At 45.8% G+C, this 18,798-nt stretch carries 16 protein-coding genes and 1 tRNA gene; 8 read left to right on the top strand and 9 right to left on the bottom strand.

The window, feature by feature from the left end; genetic code table 11:
* Positions 1 to 3 precede the first annotated feature (3 nt).
* Complete coding sequence (locus RIG68_RS11395; protein WP_350077742.1) at positions 4 to 336, top strand: YbaB/EbfC family nucleoid-associated protein; 333 nt, start codon at positions 4 to 6, stop codon at positions 334 to 336.
* The gene (locus RIG68_RS11400) at positions 333 to 1,346 is read left to right on the top strand and encodes a glycosyltransferase family 2 protein (RefSeq protein ID WP_350122189.1); all 1,014 of its coding nucleotides are present in this window, start codon (positions 333 to 335) and stop codon (positions 1,344 to 1,346) included. Before RIG68_RS11395 ends, RIG68_RS11400 begins: the two co-directional genes overlap by 4 nt.
* Here RIG68_RS11400 and RIG68_RS11405 read toward each other — a convergent pair.
* Positions 1,340 to 1,549: a PspC domain-containing protein gene (locus tag RIG68_RS11405; protein WP_151999780.1), complete on the bottom strand. Its 210-nt coding sequence runs from the start codon at positions 1,547 to 1,549 to the stop codon at positions 1,340 to 1,342. The genes RIG68_RS11400 and RIG68_RS11405 overlap by 7 nt on opposite strands.
* A 154-nt stretch (positions 1,550 to 1,703) precedes the next feature.
* On the opposite strand from RIG68_RS11405, the gene RIG68_RS11410 reads away from it, so the two are divergent.
* On the top strand, positions 1,704 to 3,467 hold the full coding sequence (locus RIG68_RS11410; protein ID WP_350122191.1) for a tetratricopeptide repeat protein: 1,764 nt from the start codon (positions 1,704 to 1,706) through the stop codon (positions 3,465 to 3,467).
* A 90-nt stretch (positions 3,468 to 3,557) separates the two neighbouring features.
* Here the strand turns inward: RIG68_RS11410 and RIG68_RS11415 are convergent, their stop codons facing one another.
* The 5 genes from RIG68_RS11415 to RIG68_RS11435 form a co-directional block, all read right to left on the bottom strand.
* Positions 3,558 to 4,163, bottom strand: coding sequence for an SET domain-containing protein (locus RIG68_RS11415; protein ID WP_350122193.1), 606 nt, complete (start codon positions 4,161 to 4,163; stop codon positions 3,558 to 3,560).
* Positions 4,164 to 4,220: 57 nt separating this feature from the next.
* Complete coding sequence (pth, locus tag RIG68_RS11420; protein WP_350122195.1) at positions 4,221 to 4,781, bottom strand: aminoacyl-tRNA hydrolase; 561 nt, start codon at positions 4,779 to 4,781, stop codon at positions 4,221 to 4,223.
* Between the two features lie 87 nt (positions 4,782 to 4,868).
* On the bottom strand, positions 4,869 to 5,459 hold the full coding sequence (locus tag RIG68_RS11425) for a 50S ribosomal protein L25/general stress protein Ctc (protein ID WP_350122197.1): 591 nt from the start codon (positions 5,457 to 5,459) through the stop codon (positions 4,869 to 4,871).
* 11 nt (positions 5,460 to 5,470) lie between these two features.
* Positions 5,471 to 6,415 carry a ribose-phosphate pyrophosphokinase gene (locus RIG68_RS11430; RefSeq protein ID WP_317487804.1) on the bottom strand — a complete coding sequence of 315 codons (945 nt, stop codon included), beginning with the start codon at positions 6,413 to 6,415 and terminating at the stop codon, positions 5,471 to 5,473.
* Positions 6,416 to 6,471: 56 nt separating this feature from the next.
* Positions 6,472 to 6,542, bottom strand: a tRNA-Gln gene (locus RIG68_RS11435).
* Positions 6,543 to 6,940: 398 nt separating this feature from the next.
* Between RIG68_RS11435 and RIG68_RS11440 the strand changes: the two genes are divergently transcribed.
* Complete coding sequence (locus RIG68_RS11440; protein WP_151999786.1) at positions 6,941 to 8,290, top strand: DUF4493 domain-containing protein; 1,350 nt, start codon at positions 6,941 to 6,943, stop codon at positions 8,288 to 8,290.
* A gap of 50 nt (positions 8,291 to 8,340) precedes the next feature.
* Here RIG68_RS11440 and RIG68_RS11445 read toward each other — a convergent pair whose 3' ends face one another.
* The gene (locus RIG68_RS11445) at positions 8,341 to 9,033 is read right to left on the bottom strand and encodes a DUF1003 domain-containing protein (RefSeq protein ID WP_350122199.1); all 693 of its coding nucleotides are present in this window, start codon (positions 9,031 to 9,033) and stop codon (positions 8,341 to 8,343) included.
* 221 nt (positions 9,034 to 9,254) lie between these two features.
* On the opposite strand from RIG68_RS11445, the gene RIG68_RS11450 reads away from it, so the two are divergent.
* Entirely contained in the window at positions 9,255 to 10,640 is a 1,386-nt protein-coding gene (locus RIG68_RS11450; protein ID WP_350122201.1) for a sodium-dependent transporter, read from the top strand.
* Here RIG68_RS11450 and purL read toward each other — a convergent pair.
* Both purL and RIG68_RS11460 read right to left on the bottom strand, forming a co-directional pair.
* Entirely contained in the window at positions 10,637 to 14,326 is a 3,690-nt protein-coding gene (gene purL, locus RIG68_RS11455; RefSeq protein ID WP_350122203.1) for a phosphoribosylformylglycinamidine synthase, read from the bottom strand. The two genes, RIG68_RS11450 and purL, sit on opposite strands and share 4 nt — an antisense overlap.
* A gap of 133 nt (positions 14,327 to 14,459) precedes the next feature.
* Positions 14,460 to 15,278: an alpha/beta fold hydrolase gene (locus tag RIG68_RS11460; RefSeq protein ID WP_350122205.1), complete on the bottom strand. Its 819-nt coding sequence runs from the start codon at positions 15,276 to 15,278 to the stop codon at positions 14,460 to 14,462.
* Positions 15,279 to 15,539: 261 nt separating this feature from the next.
* Between RIG68_RS11460 and RIG68_RS11465 the strand changes: the two genes are divergently transcribed.
* From RIG68_RS11465 to RIG68_RS11475, 3 genes are read left to right on the top strand one after another with little or no spacing between them, the layout of a single operon-like run.
* Positions 15,540 to 16,163, top strand: coding sequence for a TetR/AcrR family transcriptional regulator (locus tag RIG68_RS11465; RefSeq protein WP_193217903.1), 624 nt, complete (start codon positions 15,540 to 15,542; stop codon positions 16,161 to 16,163).
* Positions 16,147 to 17,598 carry a TolC family protein gene (locus RIG68_RS11470; RefSeq protein WP_350122207.1) on the top strand — a complete coding sequence of 484 codons (1,452 nt, stop codon included), beginning with the start codon at positions 16,147 to 16,149 and terminating at the stop codon, positions 17,596 to 17,598. The genes RIG68_RS11465 and RIG68_RS11470 overlap by 17 nt, the downstream gene beginning before the upstream one ends.
* Positions 17,599 to 17,611: 13 nt before the next feature.
* On the top strand, positions 17,612 to 18,787 hold the full coding sequence (locus tag RIG68_RS11475) for an efflux RND transporter periplasmic adaptor subunit (RefSeq protein WP_350122209.1): 1,176 nt from the start codon (positions 17,612 to 17,614) through the stop codon (positions 18,785 to 18,787).
* Positions 18,788 to 18,798 lie beyond the last annotated feature (11 nt).

The raw sequence follows: 18,798 nt of genomic DNA on the forward strand, positions 1-18,798 counted from the left end.
CGTATGTTTGATATGATGAAAATGATGGGTAAGGTGAAAGAGGTGCAGGACAAGATGAAAGTTGCCCAGGAAAACCTTGCACTGATTGAGGTAGAAGGTGAATCAGGCGCTGGCATGGTGAAAGCTGTTGTTAATGGAAAGAAGAAGCTTGTAAGCCTTGATATCGATCCATCACTTCTCAATGACAAAGACAAAGAGATGCTTCAGGACCTGGTGATAGCGGCAGTAAACATGGCCACAGAAAAGGCTGAAGAAAAAGCCAAAGAGGAAATAAAGAAGAGCACAGAGGGAGTACTACCCAACATTCCGGGGTTCGACTTTGGCAGCATGGTATGAGCCCAAAGGTCGCTGTAGCCATTCTCAACTTCAACGGCAAAGACTATCTTGACCGTTTTATGCCCTCGGTCATTGATTTTTCGCCTGAAGCAGACATTTGGGTGATAGACAATGCCTCAACTGATGGTTCTATAGATTTTTTGAAGAAAAACTTTCTTGATGTAAAAATTATTACCCTTGAAGTGAACCTGGGCTATGCCGGTGGCTATCAGGCCGGGCTGGCCCAGATAGACGCCGACTACTATGTTTTGCTCAATTCAGATGTGGAAGTAACGGAGGGCTGGCTTCAGCCAATGATTTCCCTTCTCGAAGCAGACAAAGCGATTGCGGCCTGCCAGCCCAAAATTCTTTCATGGCACTTGAGGGACACCTTTGAGTATGCCGGTGCGGCTGGTGGCTTCATCGACGTGCTTGGCTACCCGTTTTGCCGGGGGCGGGTGTTCGAAACCCTTGAAAAAGACAACGGACAGTACAACGATCAGCTTGAAGTTTTTTGGGCTACCGGAGCTTGTTTGTTTATCCGGTCTACTGCTTTTAACGAAGCAGGCGGGCTAGATGCCACCTTTTTTGCTCATATGGAGGAAATTGACCTTTGCTGGCGTCTGAAGATGGCTGGCTACAGGGTCTGTTACCAGGGCGAGTCGGTCGTGTATCATGTTGGTGGAGGCACGCTCGACAGCTCAAATGCCTATAAAACCTATCTCAATTTTAGAAACAGCATTGTTTTATTATTGAAAAACGACCTTTCCAGATCCTTGTGGTGGAAAATACCCTTGCGGTTCAGTATTGACTTTTTGATTTTGCTCAGGTTTTTGGTGTCGGGCAAAGCGGATCATGCAAAGGCTGTTTCAAAGGCCCATGTATTTATTGTAAGAAATTTTTCGAAGTACAGATCGATTCAGCCAAAGAAAGCTTTGAAATCGCTGACAGGCACTTATAAGGGAATTGCGCCTCTTGCGTACTTAACCGGGAAGAAAGGCTACGGAAACCTGCAACACAGAATTCAATAATACCAAAGTATATTGTCACGTCTTCTGAACCAACGCCTGAACTGCATGATAAATGCCAACGTCAGGTAAACGATCAAAGGTGATCCGAAAGTTAAGAACGACGAATAAATAAAAAACAGCCTGATACTAGTAGTAGGGATTTTTAGGTAATCGCCTAGCCTGTTACAGACCCCAAATGCGTATTTTTCAAGAAACTGTATCATGAACACCGACTTTTAGCATCGCAAAGTTAATAACAAAAGTCGTATATTGTTCTAACGGTTGAATAAAGCAAAATTATTTTCCGTATAATTGCAATAGAACCATTATAACAATAGTTTTACGTCGGAATTCATAATCATTCAAAACATTATTCAAATGAAAAAAACGAGACTTGCTTTCGGCATATTGTTTGGATCACTCCTGATGTCAGGTTGTGCGCTAAACAAGATGATAAAACTTGCCAATGACCAGCAGTTGGAAGTGACCCCGAATCCTTTAGAGCTTCATGCTGACAAAGTGGAATTTGAAATGTCCGCTATACTTCCTCCTAAAATGCTCCCAGGCGGTACTTCTTACAGCCTAAAAACCTTCTATCAGTATGGAACCAACGAAGCCGAGCTAGGCACAGTTGAATTCAAAGCAGGTGATTTTCCTAACAGCAGTTCTACAACATCCAGAAAAAGCCAAACATTCTCATTTGCCTATGACCCGGCAATGGCGAAGGGTGATGTAATGATCCAGGGTGTTGCTGCCAAAGGAGCAAAAAACAAGACTACTGAAAAAATGAAAGTAGCTGAAGGTGTCATCACCACATCTTTGATGGTAGAAGACATTGTAGCAGCTTCTTATGCTGACCACGGATACAACGACAAAGAAGAATTGGAACCAACAAACGTTGAATTCTTTTTTGAACAAGGTCGTTCAGTTCTTAGGACTTCTGAGAAAAACAGTGACCGTGGTAAAGATTTCACTGCGTTCGTTGCCGATAGGAACGTAACCCGCACTGTAACTATCACTGGTACTCACTCACCTGAAGGTACTGAAACAATCAACTCTGATCTATCTCAGGATCGTGCTGAAGCGATCGAGAAGTGGTACAGAGACATGATGGCCAAGTATGACTACAAAAGTATGGCTGACGAGATCAAATTCGTTTTGAAGCCAGTAGTTCAGGACTGGACACAATTCAAAACCATGCTGAATGGCTTTGACGGTGTAAGCTCTGATGAAAAAACTGCCATGCTTGCTGTGGTAAATGGAACAGGTACTTTTGAAGAAAAAGAAAAGGCACTACAGAAGCTTTCAGGTTACAAGAAAGTATTTGACAAAATCTACCCAGTATTGCGTACTGCAAAAACTGAAGTCTTGACTGTTAAAGTTAAGCGCCCTAATCCTGAAATTGCTGTTCTGGCCAAGCAAATTGGTGAAGGCGGAATTTCTGCTGATTCACTTTCAAATGCAGAATTGCTTTTTGGCGCAACACTTACTCCATCACTTACTGAGAAAGAAGCTATCTACAAAGCTGCTATTAAGAAGCAGGATACTTGGGTAGCGCACAACAATCTTGGTGCTGTTTATCTTCAAATGGCTGCAGCAGCCAGCGGCGCTGACGTGAAGAAGAATGTTGACCTGGCGCTTACTCAGTTGGAAATAGCTAATAAGCAAAAGGCGAACACTCCAGAGGTATTGGTAAACATGGCAACAGTATATATGCTTCAGGGTGACAACACTAAAGCGTATGATGTAGCAGGAACTGTTTCTGGAGCTACAGGTGATGCTTTGAGAAAGCTTAATACTTTGAAAGGAACTCTTGAGGTAAAAACTGCTCAGTATGACAAGGCATTGATGTCTTTCGCTGGCGCTGACAATTCCGCCGAGGTGTCTTTCAACAGAGGTCTTGCTTTGGTTCTTAAGAAAGAATTCTCAAATGCTAAGACGGCATTCAAAGACGCTACTGATAAGGATAGCTCTTATGCGAAAGCGTTCTATGGCCTTGCGATTGTAGGTGCCCGTACTTCAAATGCCACAGAAGTAACAAACGGCCTGAAATCAGCGATTGCTGAAGACTCTTCGCTGAAAGAAAAAGCACTTACAGATCTTGAATTTAGGAACTACGCAGACGCCGTTAGATCCCTTTAATTCACAGAAAGATTTGAATTCTATTAAATGAGAAAAGCCCCATTCCGGGGCTTTTCTCATTTAATTCTGGTAGTACACGAGCTGAAAGGTTTATCTAGCCTTTACAGTCTCCTTTTCGAGTTTTAAGGAATAGACCGACAGGTAGTTGGCAGGGTTGCTAAAGTAACTCTCCAACTGCTCAACGGTTTCCTCCTCCATTAATGGCATCAGCGGTTGCTGCACTTGTTTTAATTTTGCTAAGGACTGTTTCAGCGTTTCATCCCACTTTGGGTAGTAGGCGTCAAAGTCATCGGCACTAACCGATCCACGGCAACCCGGCTTGTCACACAACAGGCTGATTCTCTCTGTCATGTTAAAAATACCGTATTCATCGGTGATCTGTTCACCGGGAAAAATATCCCGGATTGCAATTTCAAAACCATAACCAGTGCTCATCGTGTTGCATTGGCAACAGTGATTTACATACTTGGCAAGGTCCCAGCTCACCACCCTAACGCCACGCTGATCTATGTAAGAATATCTTTCGATCTTCTCTTGAAGTAGCGGGACACATTTTTCGAATGCTTCGGGGGTGATTTCAAGTTCCAGACTATCCCTGATGTACGTAATTGAACCTTCTGGGATAAATTCTGTGGCAAATACACCGTAGCCTACGGTGTCATTTACCAGTCGGAGTTCAGTGTGAGGATGAATCATACCTAATTCATAACACTATAATTTTATGCAAAGAAATATAAAGTTTTGGATAGTCAATTATTCATTGAAAAAATTCATAGTTCTTTCGATTCCTATTGCTGCAAATGAGAGGATCATATCGATGGATTTGTCCATTCTTTCAGGCAGGAGGGTCATTTCTTCCTTAGAAAAATTATTTAAAACATACTCCACCTGATGGCCCTTTGAGTAGTTGTCGCCAATGCCAAAACGAAGTCTTGCGTAGTCCTGGCCGCCAAGTGTTGCTTCAATGCTTTTGAGTCCATTATGACCGGCGCTTGAGCCTTTGGGCTTCATCCGTAACTTGCCAAAGGGGAGGGCGATATCATCGGTGATAACAAGGATGTTTTCTCTGGGAACTTTCAATTGCTGCATCCAATAAGCTACTGCCTTGCCGCTGAGGTTCATGTAGGTGGTGGGCTTAATGAGGTGCAGGGTTCGGCCCTTGTGTTTGATTTCAGCTGTGTAGGCTTGCTTATTGAAGGTGAAGCTGGCAGACTCTGCCTGAGCAAGCCGGTCCAATACCAGAAAGCCGATATTGTGCCGTGTAAGCTCGTATTCAGGCCCGATGTTGCCTAGTCCTGCTATTAGGTATTTCATTGCGTTAATCTTTTGTCTGCTGCCTCCAAAATAGAAAATCCCGCCTTAACAGGCAGGATTTTCATATTGACGGCATTAGAATCTTTTTTATACTTCTTCCTCTTCCTCTTCTCCATCAGCGCCTTTGCCTTTAAGAGCTCTTGGAACTTCAACTGATGCGATAGAAACCAGAGGACTATTCAAGATGTTGTATTTAGCTTCTCCAAGCTCTCCTACTTTAACTGTTTTGCCGAGTTCCAGCTTGCTGATGTCTACTTCAATGAACTCCGGCATTTCGGACGGAAGTGCTTTTACAGTGAGCTTACGCATCTTAGAAACCAACTTACCACCCTTTTGAACTCCAGGGGCTACGCCCAGGAACTTAACAGGAATGTCAAGCTTTACTGGTGAGTTTTCATTTAATTCAAGGAAGTCAGCATGCAGAATCATCTCGTTTACCGGATGGAACTGAATGTCTTGCAAGATCGCCTTAAACTCTTGTCCCTCAACATTCAGATGAACAAAAGCCGCATTTGGTGTGTAAACAAGGTCTCTGAAAAGAATCATCGGCGCATGGAAATGCACTTGACTTTTTCCTCCATAGATGACACATGGAACACTGCCCGCAGCACGAAGATCTTTGGACTCCTTTTTACCGAGATTTGCTCTTTTAAACCCTATAATCTCTACTGTTTTCATAATGATGTATATTAATTATTTATAAATAGCGAACTAATGGAGCCGTGGCTGTGAATATTATTGATAGCCTTGGCGAAAAGGTCTGAAACGGTAAGCACCTTTATTTTTGATGACTGCTGTTTAAGGGGCAGGGTGTCCGTCACAACAAGTTCTTCGAGCACGGAGCTGTTGATATTGGCGTAAGCATTGCCGGATAACACCGGATGTGTGCATATTGCTCTTACAGTTCTTGCTCCCTTCTCCTTAATAAGCTGCGCTGCCCTGCAAAGTGTACCGCCGGTGTCAATAAGGTCATCGATAAGCACCACGTCTCTGTCAGTCACATCTCCAATCACCTGCATTGAGGCAATTTCGTTGGCACGCTTGCGGTGTTTGTCGCAGATAACCATATCGGCTGAGAAATGCTTTGCGAACGTCCGTGTTCTTGCTACGCCTCCAACATCAGGAGAAGCAAACGTCAGTGCATCAAGATTGAGTGATTGAAGGTACGGGACAAAAATAGCCGTTCCATCAAGGTGATCAACCGGAATATCAAAAAAGCCCTGAATCTGACCGGCATGCAAGTCCATAGCCATCAGGCGGTCAGCACCTGCCGATTGCATTACATTGGCTACTAATTTTGCTGCAATGGAAACTCTTGGCCTGTCCTTTCTGTCCTGGCGTGCGTAACCGAAGTAGGGCACCACGATTGTGACATACTTGGCGCTGGCTCTTCTTGCCGCATCTATCATGAGCAGAAGCTCCATCAGGTTGTCGGCGGGTGGGCAGGTAGATTGGATCAGAAAAACGTCACAGCCTCTGATCGACTCGTTGAAGCTGTAGGAAAGTTCACCATCACTGAAGCGCTGAGAAGAGTAATTCCCAAGAGGTTTTCCATAGGCCTCAGCAATTTTCTTCGCCAAGTCTAACGATCCCGTTCCAGGAAAGATCTTTACAGATGATTCAATTGGTTCCATCAAAATAGAGCACTCCAGAAAGTAAGAATCCCGGCTTTCACCGGGACTTTTGAAAGTTGACCGACAAGGATTCGAACCTTGACAAACAGAACCAAAATCTGTTGTGCTACCGTTACACCATCGGTCAATCCGATTTTGGAGGTACAAAAGTAGAAACTATCTTTTGGTTTACAATAGCAGGTAATAAAAATATTGCACGAAAGTCAGTAACACTTTGTCTTTTTTGTCTGAAAGTGCCAAACACAAGAGCAGGCTGACCGAACGGGCAGTGCTACCCCGCATTGTTATTCACTCTGCCGCCGTCTCCATCATCGGAGAGCGGTCATACATTTTATGCCAGCATAACTTGTTGCCACAGGGAGTTTTGTAAGGGTCACTCTGCCAAATTCACCGGCTGGAGTACTTACTTTTAGGTATTTTCTAGCACCTAATGGATTGAAATTGATTTAGTTACAATAATAATGTACCTTACAATAAGGTTAGCCAGCTCAGGAGCATTTTTTTACCATCAAAACAATACTAATCATGAGAAGAATTTCACAATTATTCTTAGTGGTTCTGTTTGCGTCATGTCTTCTGTCTTGCAACAAGAACGAGGATCCAACAGAGCCACTAGCTGACAAGGGTGTGCTGAAGCTCAGCCTTGCACTAGCCATTGACGAATTTCCTACTTCGGGTAGGGTAGCGGAAGTGGTTGATTTGGGCGACTACGTCGTCACTATTTTCGACGCTACCGATGACTCTGAGGTGATAGTTTTCGATCCCTGGTCGAGTGCACCGGAAGAGATTGAGTTGGAGACGGGTGAGTACTACATCGAGGCGCACTCCGATAACCTGGTGGACGCAGCCTTCAATAATCCGTATTATTTTGGAAGATCCGACAACTTCACAATTGATAAGGAAGAGATCAAGGAAATCCCTCTTACGGTAACTTTGGCTAATTACAAGGTTTCAGTCGTTTACTCTGACGACATTAAAATGGATTTTGACACTTACGGCATGGTTGTTACCTATAACAACACTGGTGAGCAGCTTGACTACGGTGACTCAGAAGAACTGGAAGGCTACTTCAGAGCCGGTAATCCTATTTTTATCGAGATTTCGATGACTTACTTTAAGGTGTTTGATGGAACTACGATTGATAGGACTCTCACTGCTACTATAGAAAATCCACTGCCAAGAACACACTACAGAATTAATGCTGATGCCCATCTCGACGACGGTAAAATCGTTATCAATATCAATATCGACGATGGCGTGGATGTGGTAGACATCACCCCTGCCGAGGTAGAAGTGCTAAACGGACCCGCCGCACCTGAAACAATAGGTGCCAGTTTTGAACAGTCCTTTGAGGATGAGCGTGGATTTCCATTTGGGGAACTAGTTTGGACGTTTTCAGACATAGCGCTCGCAAATAATAACGCAATTTACTGGAGCCCGGTTATTGGAGGAATCAAGGCCTCGATGGATGGGGATGGATATGATGACCTTGTGTTAAATGAGACACTTGACTTTGTCGAGGCCGAATCGAACAGGGGCAACGGTGTACTTGTTTGGCAGGGACTAACTCAGATACCACTGTTCAACGGATCTTTTCAACCGAATGAGACACGCATGGAAATGTCAATTTTTGACGGCGATGGAGTGACGCCGAGAGGCGTGGTTGACCCGGCGACCCTGGGTATGCCTGCCAGCATAGGAGGTATGGTTCCGATTGTCAATAGCGGCGATAGCTTTGTTGTAAAATTCAAGCTGCTATCGAAATCCGGGGCTAGCTGGGTGCCCTATCTTGACACCTTTGATGCTGCTTCAACACCGCCCAGTGCTGATGGTCAGGCATATAGCTCCTTTGAGGGTGGTTTCTTCTGGGAATAGTCAAAGCAAACGATAAGGTGAATGAAACGAGGTCGGGAGGCCTCGTTTTTTTATTTGTCTATTCTGCTAAGAATGTCATTCATCATATCAATCTGAACTTTTTGAATCTCAATGAGTTCCTGCTGCTGATGAAGAATCAGGTGATCGAGTTTTTCGTGTAGCATTCTGATTTCTAGCTCTGACTTCAGGTTGATCATGTAATCTTTTTTGGCCCTTTCTCTGTCCTTCTGCTCCTGCCTGTTTTGGCTCATCATGATAACGGGAGCCTGCATGGCCGCAAGGCAGGAGAGAATAAGATTAAGCAGAATGAATGGGTACGGATCAAAGCCCTTGTTGGCAAGCCAGAAGAAGTTAACTGCTATCCAGATAAGTAGAAAAATACCAAATGATATGATGAAGGTCCAGGAGCCTCCAAAAGTAGCCACATGATCTGCCACCCGCTGGCCAAAAGTGCTTTGAACTGCCTCATCTTCCACCTTATCAGTAAGGGTGGTTTGGTCTTTCAACGACTCCAATACATTGCTTTCAAGGTCAGAAAGTTCGTCAAGCTCAGTTAGCAGGCAGCTAGAAATGTATTTCTCCCTGTAGAAATTAAGCTCCTGTAATGCCAGAAAGGAATCATCGGAGAATTTCGGATGATCAACCCTGATTAAGTCCAGAATTTTCTTTCGGATGGAATTTCCAGCTACTCTGTCGCTGATGGGAAACTCCTTACCTGATGTATCACTGATGAATGTCGACATGGTTTTAGGTTGTAGTTGGACGTAAAGTTACTCAAATGAGTGGCCAAATATGCAGTTTCACATCGTGCAAAGGCATGGCAGGCAGCATTGAGTAGTGTGCGATGGGAAGACAGGACGGGGGAGTCATTAAAATGCCCGTTTAGCAAGTTTGTTTTGATTAAAACTTAATATGGGCCTATCTTCCGGCTTGATTTTTCTAATTGGGACACAAAAAACTATAGATGGCGGCCAGGGGAGGATTTTCTAATAAACTTGGATTTATTGCAGCTGCGGCTGGCTCGGCGGTCGGCCTGGGAAATATATGGCAGTTTCCTTACGTGACGGGGCAAAATGGCGGAGCAGCGTTTTTGTTGGTATACATCGGATGGATTTTTCTAATCGGCCTGCCGGTAATGGTGGGGGAGATCGCTGTCGGAAGAAATGCACAATCGAATCCTTACGGGGCGTATAAAAAGCTGGGTGGTAAGTCCTGGGCCTACGTAGGCCTGTTTGGGATCATATGTGGCGTGATGATCCTGTCATTTTACAACGTAGTGGCAGGCTGGGCATTTGGCTACTTCCTCGAATTAAGCTTCGGGAATCTGTTGAATGAGCAAGACTACAGTGGCTTCTTTTCGGCCTACGTGGCCGACTTCAGAGACAATTTGTTCTTTAGCATCGCCTTTATGGTGATCACAGCCTATATCGTTTACAGAGGGGTGCAGAAGGGGATAGAGGGCACTTCCAAAGTGCTGATGCCCACGCTGTTTCTGATTCTCATCTTCATTATTATTTACGGACTGACATTACCCAACGCCATGGATGGTGTTAGCTTCTATTTGCTTCCCGACTTTAGTTTGATCAACGGCCGAACGATTTACACCGCTTTGGGACAGGCTTTCTTCTCTCTCAGCCTTGGAATGGGAGCGTTGATCACGTACGGATCCTACATTAGCAGGAATGACAACATCGTTAATTCTGCAATTCTCGTGACCATTGCTGATACAGCCGTGGCTTTCCTAGCCGGGTTGATGATATTTCCCTTGGTATTCTCTCAAGGCCAGTCGCCTGCTGAAGGCCCCGGGCTTGTGTTTGTAGCACTTTTGGGTGTGTTTCAGACCATGGGGCCACTTATCGGCAAAATTGTTGGTGGTGGGTTTTTTCTGCTCCTTTGTTTTGCTGCACTCACGTCCACTATTTCACTACTTGAAGTGCCGGTTGCCTTCCTGGTGGATGAGAAGAAGTGGTCCAGGAAAAAGGCGGTGTCAGCAATGGCGCTCCTAATATTCCTTATTGGCTTGCCGAGCATGCTTGGCTTCGGCGCTGTGGGTGCTTTTACGGAATTCGTTAGCTATGAGGGTGGAGTTAAGTCCTTTATGGACTTGGTGCAGGATCTGTTTTTTGTCATTAGTCTTCCGCTTGGTGGTTTCCTTTTGAGCGTTTTTATCTCCACGAAGTGGAAAACTGCCGGACTTAGCGAGGAAATAAGCCATGGAAACCCATCTTACAAGGGATCCTTTCTGGAAAAGTTCTTCAACCTGATGATAGTCTACGTTTGCCCCGTAGTGCTGGGTGCTATGTTCCTATTGACTGTTCTTCAGAAGTTCTTTGGGGTGGAGTTGATCTAAGCTTTAGTTCTTTCTTCCACCCACTTCCTCGCATTTACAAAAGCCTCCATCCACGGTGTTACCTCATCTGATTGTCGGCCATCAGGATAAAATCCCCAGTTCCACGGAAACATCGATCTTTCCAGGTGAGGCATAATGGCTGCATGGCGGCCGTTATTACTAACCACGCAGGCAGTGTCGAATTGAGAACCGTTAGGATTGGCTGGGTAAGATGAGTAAGCAAACTTGGCGGCAATGTTGATTTTCTCCGGTTCTGCAAAAACAAACTGGCCCTCGCCATGCGCCGACCAGATGCCCAGTCTGCTGCCGGCAAGTGAGCCAAACATCACAGAGTTATTCTCAAGAATTTCTACATCCGTAAAGGTGCACTCAAACTTGCCAGAGGTGTTGTGATGCATTTTTGGATGGTTGTCCAACTCAGGGTAGATCAGCCCAAGCTCCATGGCCAATTGGCAGCCATTGCATACGCCGAGGCTAAGTGTGTCCTCACGGGCATAGAAATTGTCAAGCGCTTTTTTGGCCTTGTCATTGTAAAGGAAGGAGCCCGCCCAGCCTTTGGCCGAACCAAGCACATCCGAGTTGGAGAAGCCCCCCACAAACACGATCAAGTTGACCTCTGACAAATCTTCCCTGCCGCTGATAAGGTCTGTCATGTGCACGTCTTTCACGTCGAAGCCCGCCAGCCACATGCAGTAGGCCATCTCACGGTCGCTGTTGTTGCCTTGCTCTCTGATGATGGCCGCTTTGATGCCGGTTGTCTTTGGTCTGGTAAATGAAAGGCCGTAATCAGCAAGTTTGCCCCCGAATTGTGAAGGGAGATTGATTTTCAATGGCTGCTTGCCAAGGTTGCTGTAACGGGTGTCGGCAAAGCCCTCTTTGGTTTGTTTTTTATCCAAAAGCCAGGAGGTTTCTGCCCATTCTTTGCGCATTTGGGCTACGTCAAACGTCCAACTATCACTTCCAAGTTTAATTTCTAAGTTGGGCGCTGAAGTCACTTCTCCAATAACGCTGCAGCTGATGCCTGTTTCGGTGAAAATGGTTTCAAGCCTTGCTGCATCGGTTGTTTGCACCACCAGGCCGGGATTTTCACTGAACAGCACTTTAACAGCATTGGGTTCATTCAAGCCATCCAAGTTCACTTTTATACCTACTGAGGTAGACGGGAAGCACATTTCCAAAAGTGTGGTGACGAGGCCTCCCGACGAAACATCGTGGCCGGCAATGATAAGCCCCTCGCTGATAAGCAGCTGCATCAGGCTAAATACTTTAACAAAATAGTCAGCCTCAGCGGCGTCTGGCGTGGAGTCACCCAGCCTATTCAATACCTGACCGAGCGTGCTGCCGCCCAACTCAAAGCCTTTGCTGCCAAGGTTGAGGTAGATCAGTTTACTGCCTTCAGCTACCGTGGCTACCGGTTCGATTGTTTTCCTGATATCCGTGACCTGCCCAACTGCTGAAATAATAACTGTGCCGGGAGAGTAAACGGTCTTGCCAGAGTACTTCTGCGTCATCGACAACGAGTCTTTGCCTGTCGGGATGTTCACACCCAAGGCACAGGCGTAATCGCTGACAGCCTGCACGGCATTATACAACCTGGCGTTTTCCCCCTTATTTTTTGCAGGCCACATCCAGTTGGCGCTGAGCGAAACACCTTTGATGCCCCCTTCCAGCGGAGCCCAGACGAGATTGGTTAAGCTTTCGGCAATGGCCAGTCTGGAGCCTGCCTTTTCGTCGATGAGTGCTGGCACAGGGGCATGCCCAATGGAAGTAGCCACTCCCTTGTTACTGCCAAAGTCGAGGGCCATGATGCCCAGGTTGTTCAAAGGAATTTGCAGCTCACCACAGGTCTGCTGCTTGGCAACCTTGCCGGTAACACAGCGGTCGACCTTGTTGGTAAGCCAATCTTTGGAAGCCACTGCTTCCATTTTCAATACCTTCAGCAGGTATTCTTCCACTTTGTCCGCAGACACCTGAATAGGCTGGAAGCTGACTTTTTCTTCCTTGTCTTCCAGAATGGTTTTAGGAGAAGAGCCAAAAAGATGGGTCAACTCAAAGTCAACTGGGTTCTTGCCCTCCTTGTTGGTGAAGGTCAATTTATGGTCGCCGCTTGCCTCGCCTACCACATACATTGGTGAACGCTCTCTGTCAGCTACCTTACGCAGGTAATCGAGATGCTTTTCATGAAGTGCAAGGCCCATGCGTTCCTGCGATTCGTTGCTGATAATTTCTTTGTCGGAAAGGGTGGGGTCACCAACAGGAAACTTGCTGATCTCAAACTTTCCGCCGGTTTCCTCTACCAACTCTGACAAACAGTTGAGATGCCCGCCGGCGCCGTGGTCATGCACCGATGAAATCGGGTTTTCGTCGAGTTCGGCCAGGGCCCTGATGGTATTGGCTACACGCTTCTGCATTTCAGGGTTGGAGCGCTGCACAGCGTTTAGCTCAATGGAGTTGCCAAACTCGCCGGTGGCCACAGACGACACGGCACCACCACCCATGCCTATGCGGTAGTTGTCTCCGCCCAGCACCACAATCTTATCTCCTTTTTCTACACTCTTCTTTTGACTCTGATCCCTGATGCCAAACCCAACGCCACCTGCCTGCATAATCACTTTGTCGAAGCCAAGAGCCTTGCCATTTTCTTCGTGCTCAAATGTCAAAAGACTCCCGGTGATAAGTGGTTGTCCGAATTTATTACCGTAGTCGCTGGCGCCATTGGAGGCCTTGATAAGGATTTGAGAAGGCGTTTGATAGAGCCATGGTCTCTCAGGGCTGTGGTTTTCCCAGGGGCGGTTGCTTGACAGCCTGGAGTAGGAGGTCATGTAAACCGCCGTTCCTGCCAGAGGAAAGCTTCCCTGGCCGCCCGCCATCCTGTCTCTGATTTCTCCTCCGCTGCCCGTAGCGGCGCCGTTAAACGGCTCCACCGTGGTGGGGAAGTTGTGGGTTTCTGCTTTGAGAGAAAGCACGCTCTTTCTGGTTTTAGCTTCAAAGTAGTCGGGCTGATCCTGCCGGGCAGGGGCAAACTGCTCGATATTGGGCCCTTCAATAAAAGCCACGTTGTCTTTGTAGGCGGAGACAAGAAAGCCGGGGTTGGCTTTCGATGTTTTTTTGATCAGCTGAAAAAGTGTGTCAGGCTTTTCTTTGCCATCGATAATAAAAGTACCATTGAATATTTTGTGCCGACAGTGCTCCGAATTCACCTGAGAGAAGCCAAACACTTCGCTGTCGGTAAGTTTGCGTCCCAGCGACGTGCTCACTGATTCCAGGTAGTCGATTTCTTCCTGGCTAAGGGCAAGTCCCTCTTTCTGGCTGTAAGCCTTAATATTGTCGATCTCGACAATGGCATCGGGCACGTGGGAGATAGTGAAAACATCCTGGTCAATTATCGGGTATACTGCCTTCAGCATCGGATCAAATTCACCCGGATAGGCTTCTTTTCTCACAAACTCCTCAATTCTCACCACCCCGCCAATGCCCATGTTCTGGGTGATTTCCACGGCATTGGTGCTCCATGGCGTAATCATCTCTTTCCTTGGCCCAATGAATGGCCCTTCGACTGACTGACTGTCCACAAACTTCCCGCCGCTGAAAAGCCAGGTGAGCTTTTCCCTGGTCAGGTCGTTGGCAGAGGTCGCAACTTGAAGGATATAAAATGTATTAATGTCTTTCTGGAAAAAGAGAATCATGAGGTCGCTTGGGTATGGGATTTTTGAAGCCCAAAGTTAAAACAAAAAGAAATAGTCGACTTCTAAAAAAGGTAATTTTAGAAGACCCGATTTTCGGAAGTTGAATTTAGCGTTTTGGGAATGCCTGACCCTGCTATTGTTCGGCTGACGATGAAATCGGCTGAAGGTTGTCTAACAGCGATTCGTGATATTTTTTGAGAAGGGAATTGTGCCCCGTCTTGATCAGAACAAAGTCCGATAGGTTACATTTTTTCTCAAAAGCATGGAGTTTGCCATAAGGGATAACTGTATCATATTTTCCAGCCACCATCGTCACGTGCATGTTATTTTGGTTGACAGTTAGAAGCACCTTGTCTATGTTTTGAGTAAAATGCCTGAAGCCCACCCAGGCGTGGTAAATGCTGTTACCCTTGTTATGATCAGCCACTTGCGAGATAGCAAACTTTGCCAGCCGTCCCGACACCAACTTGGTGCGGCTAAAAAAGGAGATCAGGCGGATAAGAAGAGCAGGGTGGTCGTTTAGATAATGAAAGATGGCCCTCATTACCCGGGTGCCAGTCGCAACTTTGTACCACGGGTTAAGGTAGATACCATCTGGTGCAGCTAAAATGATTCTTTGCACCCGGTGAGGAAATAACATCGCTGTAGTCAACGCCGGTTTACCACCGAGGCTGTAGCCCATCACGCTGAACGTATCTATTTGCTCCGCTTTCAGGATATCCAGAAGCAAATCGTGCAACGACTCCGTCGGCACCGGAAGCTCATCGACCGGCCATCGGCTTTTTCCATGGAAAAAGAGATCAAAGGAAAGGATGGTATAGTCTAGTCCCAGCGAAGTTTCAAACAATTGGAAGGCCAACTCAGTTTGTCCAAAACCATGAAATGCCAAAAGGTACTTTGGGCCTGTCCCGTATTTTTGATAGTTAAGATATTTTGCCGGAGCCTGCTTCATGATGACGAAACCAAATCTAATACTTTTTTACCCGCAAACGTTTGAAAGTTCAGTCAATGACGTTTATACCTATTTCAATTGTTTCTGGTTTTACAATAGTTGTAAGAAAATGCTCTAATGACCTCAGATAAAGACTTTTAGGGCTAAATGTTATACTTAAGTTAATTTTCACTTTTTTCTAAACCTTTTCAAAAACTAGCCGTTACTTTGACAACGGAAACTTTGAGTAATGTAAAAGTTTCCAAAGTTTAGAAGAATATTTTGGAAGTAAGAGACAACATAATAGAACAAGCAGACCAGCTTATTTGCCGTTTGGGCGTTAGAAGCGTGACAATGGACGACCTGTCTCGTCACATGGGCATCTCCAAAAAAACGATCTATCAGTTTTTTAAGGATAAAGACGAAGTAGTGACGTTGGCGGTTGGGCATCATTGCGAAAAAGAGTACCGGGAATTTGTGAAAATGCACCAGGAGTCGTCCAACTCTATCGATGAGCTATTTAAGATTTCGCAGTTCATGCGAACAAATGTAGAGACCATTCATCCTTCGGTACTTCACGACATTCAGAAGTATCATCCCAAAGCCTGGGCACTTTTTGAGGAGTATAGAGAACGGGTATTCACTCAGAACATCGTGGATTGTTTGAAGCGGGGAAAAGCCGAAGGAAGCTTCAGAGAGGACATCGATGAAAATATTCTTGCAGTGCTACGGATGAAGCAAGTAGAAATGGCTTTTGACGCACACACCTACCCAAGGGGCAGGTTTGAATTCAAGGAAGTCTGCGAACAAATATTCTATCACTTTATACAAGGGATTTTAACGGATAAGGGAAGGAAACTTTATGACACAATTTTTAACAAGCAATCATATGAATCTCAAAAGTAGTTGGAAGATTTTTTTGGTGGCAATGCTTCTGGTGGCTGGCCAACTCAGCGCACAGGACAACGGCGGCACGGTAGCTTCCGACGGACCACTTTCGCTTGAGCAATGTATCGACTACGCACTAGCCAATTCTATCAATGCGCAGAATGCTACACTTGACGAGCAAATAGCAGCGGCCAAAGTCAAGGAGACAGTGGGAATAGGGCTGCCGCAAATTTCTGGTAGCGCTTCTGTTAACCACAACCAGAAGCTACAGCGTTTTTATGGAACATACAATGACGATCCAAATGCGTTTAGCTTTTTCCCCGCAGGAATTCCTGGTGCTCAAAATGGAGATGTATTAGCTGCGCCGAACTTCTTTCAACTAAAAAGTAGTGGGAACGCAAGTGTTACAGTCAATCAAATGATTTTCAATGGCTCTTACATCGTGGGCTTGCAGGCATCAAACACCTTCAAAGAGTTGTCTCAAAAAACTTCAGAGCAAACGAGAGAGCAAATTGTTGAGCAGGTAACAAAGGCTTACTATGCTGTGCTGATCAATCGTGAACGGATGCTGCTTTTTGATGCCAATATTGCGAGGGTCGATAGCCTTCTTAGGAACACGAGAGCGCTGAATATTAGTGGGTTTGCGGAAAAAATTGATGTTGATCGTATTCAGGTAAGCTTCAATAACCTGGTGACTGAGCGGGACAAGTTCGGCAATATGAATGCGCTGGGACTGGCCATATTGAAGTTTCAGATGAATTATCCGATGGAGCAGCCGATTGAAGTTGCTGGCACTATTCAGGACGTTCAACTCGATCCTATCGAAAAACTTAACGGGAGCGACTGGGATTACAAAAACAGGCCGGATTATAAAGTATTGGAAGTAAACAGACGGTTGCAGGAACTAAATATTAAGAACCTTTACGCTGAGGCGTTGCCGTCTATGAACGCCTTTGCTACGCTGGGTTACTCCACGCAGTCTAATGGTATTGGGGGCATTTTTAGAACTGAATCTAGCATTGAGGATTCCGATCTCGTCGGGCCCGACAAATGGTATGACTACTCTCAGTTTGGCCTAAGTCTAAATGTTCCAATTTTCGGGGGGCTGCAGCGCACTTACAAGATCCAGCAGGAGAAGCTCACACTACAAAAGCTGGACAACGGCTTTAAGTCATTGGAAAACCTCATTGATCTTGAGATTCAACAGTCATATCTCAACTTCGACAATGCGCAAAAGTCGCTCGCCTCGCAGGAAGAGAATATGGAGCTAGCAGAAAGTATTGCCAGAGTAACCAAAATCAAATACGAGCAGGGAGTCGGTTCTAACCTGGAGGTAATCGACGCAGAAAACAGCCTTAGAAATGCACAGACCAACTACTACAGCGCACTTTACGATGCCATTGTGGCTAAGGTTGATCTCGACAAGGCAAAAGGACTATTAATCAAAGAATAAGGAGAACCAAACTATGAAAACATATACATCATCCATGAAAAGTTTACAGTTACTGGCACTGGTTGCTATTCTTTTCGCAGGCGTTTCATGCGGAGAGGCCCCTTCAGATATTGAAGAAAAAAAATCCGAACTCAGTGAATACAACAATGAGCTTCGGGAACTGAAAGCCAAGATTACTACGCTCGAAAAGGAAATCGCACAGATGGATCCTGAGTTTGGCAAGGAGAATACCAACGCTATTCTTGTGGCTACCATGCCGGTTCCTACCAAGGACTTTTTTCATATGACCGAGGTTAGGGGATGGGTCGCTTCTCACAAAAATGTGATGATGAGCGCCGAAACAATGGGCAAGGTTCAGGCGATTCAGGTTACCGAAGGTCAAAAGGTGAACAAAGGCCAGGTACTACTTACGCTTGATGCCGACATCGTCCGCAACAATATCAGCGAAGTACAGACCAGCCTCGAATTAGCTAAGACGCTTTTTGACAGACAATCTAAGCTGTGGGAGCAAAAAATTGGGACGGAGGTGCAATACCTGGAAGCTAAAAACCGCAAGGAGTCACTTGAAGACAGGTTGGCTACGCTCAACTCTCAGCTCGCTCAGTCAGTGATTAGGGCGCCATTCAGTGGGAGAGTAGATGAAATCCCGGCCACGCTTGGTTCCATCGCTTCTCCAGGCATGCCTTTGGTGCGGGTGCTGAGCGAAGACGACATGTACATCAAAGCTGATATCTCAGAAGTCTTTATTGGCAAGTTTACTGCTGGCGACCCGGTGGAAGTGTACTTCCCTGTTCAGGACAAAACAGTTACTGCCAAAGTAGTTTCGGTTGGTCAGGTGATCAACAGCGAAAACAGAACCTTCACTGTAGAAGTAAGCTTGCCTAAGATTGATTTCACTGTAAGACCTAACCAGGTGACAGTGCTTCAACTGATTGACTACAGGAGCAGCAAAGCATTGGTTATACCGACCAAGATCATCTTGAAAGACGACAAAGGAACCTTTGTTTACACAGTCACTGATCAGGACGGTAGCCTTGTAGCCACCAAAATCCATATAGAGACAGGACTTACTTTCAAAAGTGAAACGGAAGTTAAAAATGGTCTTCAGGGAACTGAGAAGTTAATTGAAAAAGGATACAGGGATGTAGCCGAGGGAGTTAGTGTGACGTTGGCAGCTGCCAGCAAGTAATTTATCTCAAA

Source organism: Imperialibacter sp., assembly GCF_040222385.1.
In the GTDB taxonomy this organism is placed as follows: Bacteria; Bacteroidota; Bacteroidia; order Cytophagales; family Cyclobacteriaceae; genus Imperialibacter.

Coding starts and splice junctions, on each gene's coding strand:
- RIG68_RS11395 (WP_350077742.1), top strand. CDS start 4: ATGTTTGATATGATGAAAATGATGGGTAAGGTGAAAGAGGTGCAGGAC.
- purL (WP_350122203.1), bottom strand. CDS start 14,326: ATGATTCTCTTTTTCCAGAAAGACATTAATACATTTTATATCCTTCAA.
- pth (WP_350122195.1), bottom strand. CDS start 4,781: ATGAAATACCTAATAGCAGGACTAGGCAACATCGGGCCTGAATACGAG.
- RIG68_RS11425 (WP_350122197.1), bottom strand. CDS start 5,459: ATGAAAACAGTAGAGATTATAGGGTTTAAAAGAGCAAATCTCGGTAAA.
- RIG68_RS11445 (WP_350122199.1), bottom strand. CDS start 9,033: ATGTCGACATTCATCAGTGATACATCAGGTAAGGAGTTTCCCATCAGC.
- RIG68_RS11475 (WP_350122209.1), top strand. CDS start 17,612: ATGAAAACATATACATCATCCATGAAAAGTTTACAGTTACTGGCACTG.
- RIG68_RS11415 (WP_350122193.1), bottom strand. CDS start 4,163: ATGATTCATCCTCACACTGAACTCCGACTGGTAAATGACACCGTAGGC.
- RIG68_RS11400 (WP_350122189.1), top strand. CDS start 333: ATGAGCCCAAAGGTCGCTGTAGCCATTCTCAACTTCAACGGCAAAGAC.
- RIG68_RS11450 (WP_350122201.1), top strand. CDS start 9,255: ATGGCGGCCAGGGGAGGATTTTCTAATAAACTTGGATTTATTGCAGCT.
- RIG68_RS11410 (WP_350122191.1), top strand. CDS start 1,704: ATGAAAAAAACGAGACTTGCTTTCGGCATATTGTTTGGATCACTCCTG.
- RIG68_RS11440 (WP_151999786.1), top strand. CDS start 6,941: ATGAGAAGAATTTCACAATTATTCTTAGTGGTTCTGTTTGCGTCATGT.
- RIG68_RS11405 (WP_151999780.1), bottom strand. CDS start 1,549: ATGATACAGTTTCTTGAAAAATACGCATTTGGGGTCTGTAACAGGCTA.
- RIG68_RS11430 (WP_317487804.1), bottom strand. CDS start 6,415: ATGGAACCAATTGAATCATCTGTAAAGATCTTTCCTGGAACGGGATCG.
- RIG68_RS11470 (WP_350122207.1), top strand. CDS start 16,147: ATGAATCTCAAAAGTAGTTGGAAGATTTTTTTGGTGGCAATGCTTCTG.
- RIG68_RS11460 (WP_350122205.1), bottom strand. CDS start 15,278: ATGAAGCAGGCTCCGGCAAAATATCTTAACTATCAAAAATACGGGACA.